At 44.0% G+C, this 9,794-nt stretch carries 8 protein-coding genes; all 8 read left to right on the top strand.

From position 1 onward, the window contains the following. Positions 1-165: 165 nt before the first annotated feature. The 8 genes from hflX to LIZ66_RS15775 all read left to right on the top strand — a co-directional run bounded on the left by hflX (position 166) and on the right by LIZ66_RS15775 (position 9,749). Positions 166-1,401 (top strand): GTPase HflX, encoded by a 1,236-nt coding sequence (gene hflX, locus LIZ66_RS15810; protein ID WP_227201033.1) that lies wholly within the window; start codon positions 166-168, stop codon positions 1,399-1,401. A 387-nt stretch (positions 1,402-1,788) separates the two neighbouring features. Then, complete coding sequence (locus LIZ66_RS15805) at positions 1,789-2,820, top strand: M42 family metallopeptidase (protein ID WP_173718193.1); 1,032 nt, start codon at positions 1,789-1,791, stop codon at positions 2,818-2,820. 103 nt (positions 2,821-2,923) lie between these two features. Further along, the gene (locus tag LIZ66_RS15800) at positions 2,924-3,592 is read left to right on the top strand and encodes a response regulator transcription factor (RefSeq protein WP_118578126.1); all 669 of its coding nucleotides are present in this window, start codon (positions 2,924-2,926) and stop codon (positions 3,590-3,592) included. Then, positions 3,589-4,572: a sensor histidine kinase gene (locus LIZ66_RS15795; RefSeq protein WP_173769357.1), complete on the top strand. Its 984-nt coding sequence runs from the start codon at positions 3,589-3,591 to the stop codon at positions 4,570-4,572. Before LIZ66_RS15800 ends, LIZ66_RS15795 begins: the two co-directional genes overlap by 4 nt. A gap of 113 nt (positions 4,573-4,685) precedes the next feature. Then, positions 4,686-5,756, top strand: coding sequence for a PTS sugar transporter subunit IIC (locus LIZ66_RS15790; protein ID WP_173769356.1), 1,071 nt, complete (start codon positions 4,686-4,688; stop codon positions 5,754-5,756). 89 nt (positions 5,757-5,845) lie between these two features. Then, the gene (locus tag LIZ66_RS15785) at positions 5,846-5,977 is read left to right on the top strand and encodes a FeoB-associated Cys-rich membrane protein (RefSeq protein ID WP_148461082.1); all 132 of its coding nucleotides are present in this window, start codon (positions 5,846-5,848) and stop codon (positions 5,975-5,977) included. Positions 5,978-6,218: 241 nt separating this feature from the next. After that, positions 6,219-6,875: a hypothetical protein gene (locus tag LIZ66_RS15780; protein ID WP_227201032.1), complete on the top strand. Its 657-nt coding sequence runs from the start codon at positions 6,219-6,221 to the stop codon at positions 6,873-6,875. 348 nt (positions 6,876-7,223) lie between these two features. After that, entirely contained in the window at positions 7,224-9,749 is a 2,526-nt protein-coding gene (locus LIZ66_RS15775) for a glycyl radical protein (RefSeq protein ID WP_227201031.1), read from the top strand. Positions 9,750-9,794 lie beyond the last annotated feature (45 nt).

Raw genomic sequence — 9,794 nt, 5'->3', positions numbered from 1 at the left:
CTGTGAACTTTGTTCACAAAAAACGCCTCGCGGAACGTTACCAGTGAACAGTAACTGAAATATACCTCTCCCAAAAGGAATGGGTTTGTGTTATACTCTAACAGATGATTTTCAGATAGAAAAGTAACTGAAAGTTAGTTTATGGATGATCCGGAAGGAGGATTTATGGAATATATTGAAGAAATACAGGAGCAGGTGATTCTGGTTGGCGTTCAGCTGGACGAGAACGACAATGTGAAAGAATCCTTGGATGAACTGGAGGAGCTTGCAGATACTGCCGGAGCCCAGACAGTGGGAAAAATTATCCAGAACCGTGAGACTGTACATCCTGGAACTTATATTGGAAAAGGAAAGATCGAGGAGGTACGTGCTCTTATGCTGGCCACGGATGCTACAGGAATCATCTGTGACGATGAACTTTCCCCGGCACAGATGAACAATCTGGAGCATGAGCTGGAATGTAAGGTAATGGACAGAACTCTTCTGATCCTTGACATTTTTGCAAAACATGCCACTACCAACGAGGGAAAGATTCAGGTTGAGCTTGCACAGCTCCGTTACAGAGCATCCAGACTGGTAGGACTAGGTGCGTCTTTGTCCAGACTTGGAGGAGGAATCGGAACCCGAGGTCCTGGAGAGAAGAAGCTGGAGAGCGACCGACGTCTGATCCGAAAGAGAATCACAGCGCTGAAGGAAGAGCTTTCCCAGGTAGAGAAGCACAGAGAGCTGCTCCGTACCGGACGTACCCGGGGAAAGATGAAGACTGTTGCTATTGTAGGTTATACCAATGCAGGTAAATCTACATTGTTAAATACCCTCACTGGAGCCGGAGTGCTTTCAGAGGATAAGCTGTTTGCCACATTGGATCCTACAACCAGAGCATTGACATTAGATGACGGACAGCAGATCCTGCTTACAGATACTGTTGGGTTTATCCGTAAGCTGCCGCATAATCTGGTTGAAGCTTTTAAGAGTACCCTGGAGGAAGCGAAATATGCAGATTATATTATACATGTGGTAGACTGCTCGAATCCTCAGGCGGTACAGCAGATGGAGGTTGTTTATGATACCCTGCAGGAGCTTGGTGTCCAGGGCAAAAAGACGATTACTTTATTTAACAAGGTCGATGTGGGTGCAGCAATCCGCCTGCGCGACAGTATGGCAGACCATACTCTTAAGGTTTCGGCCAAAACAGGGGAAGGTCTGGAGGATTTAAAGCAGCTTCTGGGGAAAATCCTTTCTGAAGAGCAGATTTATGTGGAAAAGCTTTTTACCTACCAGGAGGCTGGCAAGATCCAGCTGATTCGGGAATATGGGCAGCTGCTTTCGGAGGAGTACACAGATACTGGAATTCTGGTGAAAGCCAGAGTGCCGCAGGAAATTCATGGGAAGCTTATGTGACGCAGCCAGACCAGTGGAATTGGCAAAAAGTATGGGTTTATAAAGTTATCACATTTGAGGATAATAAGTAAATATAATGATATGAGTGTCAAAAGGTCTTTTGACACTCATTTGATACCCAGATTGCTACGCAGCTACGCTGCTCCCGCAATCCTCCAAATATTCGAAATCCGCTGATTTACTGCGTAAATCGCTACTTTCTCATATTTGGCGTGTCCCAAGTTCAAAAGCCTTATCGTGCAAGCACGAACAGCTTTTTGACCTTTTGACACTGGTATCATATAATGTTATCGCTTAAAAGTAATTTCTGTGAGGCGCATTGCTATACAGAAAGTGAAGAACGATAGGTAAGAAGACTAAAATTTGTAAAAAACAGGAGAGAATATCATGGGAAAATACACAGATTACATTATGAAAACAGCACAGGATCTGCTTTCAGTGCCAAGTCCAAGTGGTTTTACCCACATGGCAGCAGATTTTGTAAAAAAAGAATTTGAAAAGCTGGGCTATGAGCCGCAGATCACCCAGAAGGGCGCTGTGCTTGTAAAGCTTGGGGGAAAGGACGATAAGAACGCAGTAGTTCTGGCTGCCCACATGGATACACTGGGCGGAATGGTTTGCCAGATCATGGATAACGGTCATTTGAAGCTGACTAATATTGGCGGTATGAATCCAAACAATGCAGAGGCTGAGAATTGTAAGGTTTATACAAAGTCCGGCAAAGTATATGATGCAACTTTCCAGCTGGAGAATGCGTCTGTTCATGTAAACGGCGAGTATAGCGATACCAAACGTACTTATGAGACGATGGAGGCCATTCTTGATGAGCCAGTGAAGAATAAAGAGGATGTGAAAAAACTTGGAATCATGACAGGCGATTTTGTCTGCTTTGATCCAAGGACAGTTGTGACTGAGAGCGGATACATCAAGAGCCGTTTCCTTGATGATAAATTCAGCACTGCCATTCTTCTCGGCTATGCTAAATATCTGAAAGAGAAAGAAATTCAGACAGAGCGTACCATTTATGTACTGATCACTTCTTATGAGGAAGTGGGACATGGTGGATGTGCCGCTATCCCAGATGGAGTGACAGAGATGATCTCCGTAGATATGGGATGTGTTGGAAAAGGCCTGGAATGTGATGAAACCATGGTTTCAATCTGCGCTAAGGACAGTATGGGACCATATGATTACCAGGTGGTTTCCGGTCTGATCAAGGCTGCACAGGAGAATGACATTGCGTTTGCTGTGGATGTGTATCCTCATTATGGCTCTGATGTGGATGCGGCACTGAAAGCAGGCTATGATATGAAGCATGGTCTGATCGGACCGGGAGTTTACGCATCTCATGGATACGAGCGGTCACACAGGGATGGAGCGAAGAATACACTGAAATTACTGAAGGCATATTTAGGATAAAAGTCCTGCGCGGTAGCGCTAAAGGCGCGGAACAATCGACTTTCATTTGGGGTGATGTCTGCGCAGGCAGACATGTCCGTTTAGAAGAAAAAATTGATTAAAAATGTATAAAATCTTAATAATAGAAGATGACGAAATTATTGTACAGATAGTAAAGCGACATTTGGAATCCTGGGGATATGAGGTCTTTCAGATCGAAGATTTCACTCATGTGATTCAGGAGTTTGTGCAAAAAGATCCACAGCTGGTGCTGCTGGATTTGAAACTGCCGTTTTTTAACGGTTTTCATTGGTGTGAGGAAATCCGCAAAATTTCACAGGTACCAGTGATGTTTCTGTCTTCAGCGGCTGACAATATGAATATGGTAATGGCCATGAGCCGGGGTGCAGATGATTTTATCGCGAAACCTTTTGATCTGGATGTGTTAACTGCGAAGGTGCAGGCTGTGCTTCGCAGAACCTATGCCTTTGGTCAGAACAACAGTCTTCTGGAAAGGGGCGGCGTAGTGCTGAATCCTGGAAATGGGACGATTTCAGTGGATGGAAAGCTTGCAGACCTGACGAAAAACGAATTGAAGATATTGCAGATACTATTTGAACATCAGGGGCATGTTGTATCCAGAGAGTCGATTATGACAAAACTGTGGGAGAGCGACAGCTTTGTGGATGACAATACTTTGACAGTAAACATCACAAGAATCCGTCGGAAGCTGGAAGGTCTGGGTGTAGAGAACTTCATTATCACCAAAAAAGGCCTGGGGTACATGGTATGATTAAATATCTGAAAACCAGATGGAAAACAGGTGTTTTGGCTTTACTTATGGTAGCGGTAACGGCTGGAATCCTTTTTCTGTATGATATTCCGCTGGAGCCTGTAGGTTATGTGGCGGTTTTTGAAATGCTGCTGACAGGCCTGGGGCTTATGTGGGATTACCATAAATACCGGAAAAAGCAGGAAAGTCTGCTTTACATAAGAGACTGCGGCAATTTTTCAGAAGAATATCTGGAGGCTCCGGAGAATGAAAATGAGGCTATTTACCGGGAAATCTGCCGTAGTCTGGATGAGAAGAGAATAGAGGCTGAAAATCAGAGAAGTGCTTTTGGTACAGAATTGACAGACTTTTATACGCTGTGGGTCCACCAGATCAAAACACCTATTGCTGCAGCAAGATTGCTTCTTCAGGAAGAGAAGCCCAGACCTCAGGAGATTCAGAATGAGCTTTTTAAGGTGGAGCAGTATGTGGAGATGGTGCTGGGGTATCTTCGAACGGAGGATATGGCTTCAGACATCCGCTTTGAGGAAGTGGATATGGATTCTCTGATTCGTGAGCAGATTCACAAATTTGCCAGAATATTTATTGGGAAAAAGCTTTCTCTGGAGTATCAAGAGGTATCGGAAACGGTGCTTACAGATGAAAAATGGCTTGGCTTTGTGTTGGGACAAATTTTATCAAATGCACTGAAATACACAAAAAAAGGAAAAATATCCATCTATATGAGCAAATCCAGGCCGCATACGTTGGTGATCGAAGATACTGGAATCGGAATCCGTGCCGAAGATTTGCCCCGGGTTTTTGAAAAGGGGTTTACTGGCTATAATGGACGTGAAGAGAACAGGTCTACTGGAATTGGACTTTATCTTTGCGGAAAGATTATGAAAAGGCTGGATCACGGAATCAGGATAGAGTCGGAGCTTGGAAAAGGGACGAAGGTATTTCTGGAACTGGGAAGGAAGAAGATGGATCTATATTAGAGCGTGTTCGGAAAAAACAATCTCGCAGTCAGCATGCCCCACTTTTCGGTGTATTTTGCAGATTGCAAGATTAATTTTTTACATGCTTTAGATGGTGGGGACAAGGAGAGAGTATGAAAGCGATAAAGAAGGTTTTAAACAATATTTTTATTGATGGTTTAAGCGGAATGGCTTTGGGGTTGTTTTCTACTTTGATCATCGGAACTATTTTGAAACAGATCGGTGATTTGATGGGCGGTACATATGGCACTTATTTAAGTGCATTTGCAGTGGTTGCCCAGAGGCTTACAGGTGCCGGAATCGGCATCGGTGTTGCGTATAAATTCCGGGAATCTACTTATGTGCTGTTGTCGGCTGCGGCAGCAGGAATGATCGGGGCTTATGCATCAAACCTTATTGCAGGAACCCTGTTGTCTGATACAGGGGCATTAGTGTTATCCGGTCCTGGCGAGCCTCTTGGAGCATTTGTGGCTGCATATGTGGGAATTACGATTGGGAGGCTGGTTGCCGGAAAAACAAAACTGGATCTTCTTATTACACCAGCAATCACCATCCTTTCCGGTGGTGCTGTAGGGATACTGGTAGGACCGGGAGTATCAAGCTTCATGATATGGCTTGGCAACCTGGTAAACTGGGGAACTGAGCAGCAGCCAATCCTGATGGGAATTGTGGTTTCTGTCATCATGGGAATGGTACTGACTTTGCCAATTAGTTCTGCTGCTCTTGGAATTATTCTGGGGCTGAATGGCGTGGCAGCGGGTGCGGCAACGATCGGATGCTGCTGTCAGATGATTGGATTTGCAGTGACAAGTTTTAAGGATAATGGTGTGGGCGGTCTTTTTGCCCAGGGAATCGGAACCTCCATGCTGCAGATCCCTAATATTATGAAGCGTCCGCTGATCTGGCTGCCTCCTACACTGGCATCTGCTATTTTAGGCCCAATTGCCATTATCGGGCCTTTCCATATGACAAACAATGCGACAGGCTCCGGAATGGGAACCTCAGGTCTGGTTGGACAGATCATGACTTACCAGACTATGGTGGCAACAGAATCACCGGTGCTGGTAATTCTGAAAATTGTATTGTTCCACTTCCTGCTTCCGGGACTGTTATCCTATGTGATTTACCGCGGAATGCGAAATATGGGATATATTAAAGACGGACAGATGAAGCTGAATGTGTAAGGAATATAAAATAAATATTGACATCTAATGAATGTTAGAATATACTAACAACATAAAGGAGCTTATAGGTAATCTGAAAGGAGTATCATATGGGAACAGTAGTTGTAGGTGCTATCGTAGTCGTAATAGCAGGTCTGGCAGTGAGAAGCATTGTGAAGGATAAAAAAAGCGGAAAAGGCTGCAATGGTAATTGTGGAAGCTGCGGCGGACACTGCCACTAAGATGTGAATGAGGCACTGGTATTTTACATAGCTGGTAAATAAGAAGATGAGGAAACTGCTGTATTGGAGAAATCTGATATGGCAGTTTTTTTATTGATAAAAAACAGAATGTGACAAACCCGCGAAAGAATTGCGCACACATTTTGGCACAGATTGTAAATGGGTATAAACTGTTATAAAATCAAAAATGTATATATATATTGTATTCTGTAATGTCCATATCATGAAGGGAGTGTTGAAAATGAAAAAGTCACTAAAAAAAATAATAATGGTTGTTCTGACATTTGCTATGATGTTTGCAATGACCGTGCCTGCTTACGCAAAAGAGGCATTTAAAATTCCTGTCAAGGAAAATGCAACTATTTATTCTTCTAAAACTATGGAAAATCGCAGATGCTACAATCCGGATGAACGTATTGCCTACATTGGAAAAAGAAAAGTTGCTGTGAGATCCAGTAATACTAAAGTTGCAACTGTAAAGATAAAGGATAATGCTATTTGGGCTACGCCCAAAAAGGCTGGTACAACAACCATTACTGTGAAAACCGGACAGGAAACTTACAAATGTACATTTACCGTGTATAAATATGTAAATCCTGTTTCTTCTGCAAAGGTGGGAAAGCTCACAATTAAAGGAACTGCCTTTAAAAAGAATGCAATTTATAATCTGCGTTATTCCAAATATAAAAATAAGAGTATCGCATTTAAATTTAATCTGAAAAAAGGTTGGAAACTCAGAGGGGGAATATCGTATGCAAGAAGTAACTGGGGTGTAGCGAAGATGTCACCAAATGGCAGCAAAATAAAAGTTGCAGGAGGATCTGGATTTCTTGCTGTTGCATTGGCTGAAAATATCAAGACGGGGCAGAGAGAAAGAATACACATATATTTCAAATAAATTGATAACTTTCAACGTATGGCACTGAACTGCTATATAATTTGTGTGGAGATATAATTTGAAAAGCGTTTTCCGAAATCAAAATATGAAAATCGGAAAACGCTTTTTGTTTAATCTGGTATCTTAATAAAAACAACGAAAAACCACAAAAACAAACCAAAAACACCAACTAAAACAACAAAACTAGTGTTGAATTATGTTGACATCGCATAGTGAATGACGTATAATGAGCATAGAAAACTATGTCATGGAACAACGGACATTTATGTTGCCGACAGAGAGAATATTGTGTTTTGGAGATACAGAATATTATTTCATATGCCGGGACATCCATGAGAAAGGAGAACCATGGAAAAATACAATTCAAGTGAGATTCCCAAATCTTCCAGAATTACCCGTCTGGTAGATCATCTCTATGCCAAGATGCCGGAAATCGAATCTTACAGAGCGAAGCTGATCACAGAGTCCTATAAGGAGACCGAAGACCAGCCGATCATTACCAGAAGAGCGAAAGCTTTTGCCCACATTTTACATAATATTCCGATCATCATCCGTGATGAGGAACTGATCGTGGGAAGTAACTCCATTGCACCAAGAGGATGTCAGACATTCCCGGAATTCTCATTCCAGTGGCTGGAAGACGAGCTGGATACGGTTGCTACCAGAACTGCCGATCCGTTCTATATCTCAGAGCAGGCCAAGGCAGACCTTCGGGAAGCTCATAAATACTGGAAGGGCAAAACCACCAGTGAGCTGGCAACTGCTTACATGGCACCGGAAGCAATTCGCGCGATCGACCATAATATCTTCACCCCGGGTAACTATTTCTATAATGGTGTAGGACATGTTACCGTAAAATACTGGGAAGTTCTTGAAATCGGATACGAAGGCATTATGGCGAAAGCACAGGCTGAGCTGGATAAATGCAATGTGGGGGATGGAGATTACGCAGAGCGTTCCCGTTTCCTGGAAGCAGTTATCATGAGCTGCCAGGCAGTGATTGATTATGCAGACAGATATGCAAAGCTTGCCCTTGAAATGGCAGAGAAATGTACAGATCCACAGCGTAAAGCAGAGCTTCTTGTGATTGCATCCAATTGCAGCAAGGTTCCGGCGAAGGGAGCTACCAATTTCTGGGAGGCGTGTCAGTCTTTCTGGTTTGTGCAGCAGCTTCTCCAGATGGAGTCTAGCGGACATTCCATTTCCCCAGGACGTTTCGACCAGTATATGTATCCTTATTATAAGAAAGATATTGAGAGCGGCGCGATTACCAGAACAGCAGCCCAGGAGCTTCTTGATTGCATCTGGGTAAAATTAAATGACCTGAATAAAGTCCGTGATGCTGCTTCCGCAGAAGGATTCGCAGGCTACAGTCTGTTCCAGAACCTGATCGTAGGAGGTCAGGATAAAGATGGCAATGATGTGACCAATGACCTTTCCTTTATGTGTATTGAGGCATCCATGCATGTACATCTTCCGGCTCCGTCCCTTTCCATCCGTGTATGGAATGGTTCTCCTCATGACCTTCTGATCAAGGCAGCAGAGCTTACCAGAACGGGTATCGGACTTCCGGCTTATTATAACGACGAGGTAATCATCCCGGCACTGCAGAACAGAGGACTTTCCCTTGCAGATGCCCGTGAGTATAATATCATCGGTTGCGTAGAGCCACAGAAAGCAGGTAAGACAGAGGGATGGCATGATGCAGCATTCTTTAATATGTGCCGTCCGCTGGAACTTGTATTTGGCAATGGTATGGATCAGGGTGAGATGGTTGGTATTCCTACCGGCGATGTTACCCGGATGGAAACCTTCGATGAGTTTTACGATGCTTACAAGAAACAGATGGAATACTGCATCTCCCTTCTTGTAAATGCAGATAATGCCATCGACGTAGCACATGCAAAGCGTTGCCCGCTTCCATTCCTTTCCAGTATGATCGATGACTGTATCGCCCGTGGAAAGACTGTACAGGAAGGCGGCGCAGTTTATAACTTTACCGGTCCCCAGGGATTTGGTATTGCAAACATGGCAGATTCCCTCTATGCGATTCGCCAGCTGGTTTACCAGGAGAAGAAGTTTACAATGGAGGAGCTGAAAGAAGCTCTTGCATGGAACTATGGTAAAGGCCTGGATGAGCAGTCTGTGAAAGAGATCACAACCGGCATCCTAAGAGAGATGACCGAGAGCGGTGCCAAGGTTGATGCGGATACAGCAGCTGCAGTTTTGAAATCTGTTATGAATGCCCAGATGGCACCTGAGAAGATGGCAAGATATCAGGAAATCCACGATATGATCGCAGAAGTTCCGAAATTCGGAAATGACATTCCGGAGGTTGACTACTTCGCAAGAGACGTAGCTTACACATACACAAGACCGTTACAGAATTTTAAGAACCCAAGAGGCGGACAGTACCAGGCAGGACTTTATCCGGTATCTGCAAACGTACCCCTTGGCGGACAGACTGGTGCTACACCAGATGGAAGATATGCACATACTCCGGTTGCAGATGGTGTTTCCCCATCCGCAGGCAAGGATGTGAACGGACCTACTGCAGCAGCAAGCTCTGTTGCAAAACTGGATCACTTTATCGTATCCAATGGTACTTTGTTCAATCAGAAATTCCATCCGTCAGCACTTTCCGGACGTGAGGGCCTTGAGAAGTTTGTTGCACTGATTCGTTCCTATTTCGATCAGAAGGGAATGCATATGCAGTTCAATGTTGTAAGCAGAGAGACCCTGCTCGATGCACAGGCACATCCGGAGAACTATAAGCATCTGGTTGTACGTGTGGCTGGTTACAGTGCACTGTTTACCACACTTTCCAAATCTCTGCAGGATGACATTATCAGAAGAACTGAGCAGGGATTCTAAAACGAAAGTCAGCAGACTCTTATGCAGGAGAGTTATAATTGCCCC

The organism is Blautia faecis (assembly GCF_020554845.1).
In the GTDB taxonomy this organism is placed as follows: domain Bacteria; phylum Bacillota; class Clostridia; order Lachnospirales; family Lachnospiraceae; genus Blautia_A; species Blautia_A faecis.
Note: the sequence above shows the minus strand (reverse complement) of the source record. Positions and strands in the feature narration are given on the sequence as shown.

Excerpts from the sequence above, each read along its gene's own strand:
- LIZ66_RS15775 (WP_227201031.1), top strand. The coding sequence starts at position 7,224 with ATGGAAAAATACAATTCAAGTGAGATTCCCAAATCTTCCAGAATTACC.
- LIZ66_RS15780 (WP_227201032.1), top strand. The coding sequence starts at position 6,219 with ATGAAAAAGTCACTAAAAAAAATAATAATGGTTGTTCTGACATTTGCT.
- LIZ66_RS15805 (WP_173718193.1), top strand. The coding sequence starts at position 1,789 with ATGGGAAAATACACAGATTACATTATGAAAACAGCACAGGATCTGCTT.
- LIZ66_RS15800 (WP_118578126.1), top strand. The coding sequence starts at position 2,924 with ATGTATAAAATCTTAATAATAGAAGATGACGAAATTATTGTACAGATA.
- LIZ66_RS15785 (WP_148461082.1), top strand. The coding sequence starts at position 5,846 with ATGGGAACAGTAGTTGTAGGTGCTATCGTAGTCGTAATAGCAGGTCTG.
- LIZ66_RS15795 (WP_173769357.1), top strand. The coding sequence starts at position 3,589 with ATGATTAAATATCTGAAAACCAGATGGAAAACAGGTGTTTTGGCTTTA.
- hflX (WP_227201033.1), top strand. The coding sequence starts at position 166 with ATGGAATATATTGAAGAAATACAGGAGCAGGTGATTCTGGTTGGCGTT.
- LIZ66_RS15790 (WP_173769356.1), top strand. The coding sequence starts at position 4,686 with ATGAAAGCGATAAAGAAGGTTTTAAACAATATTTTTATTGATGGTTTA.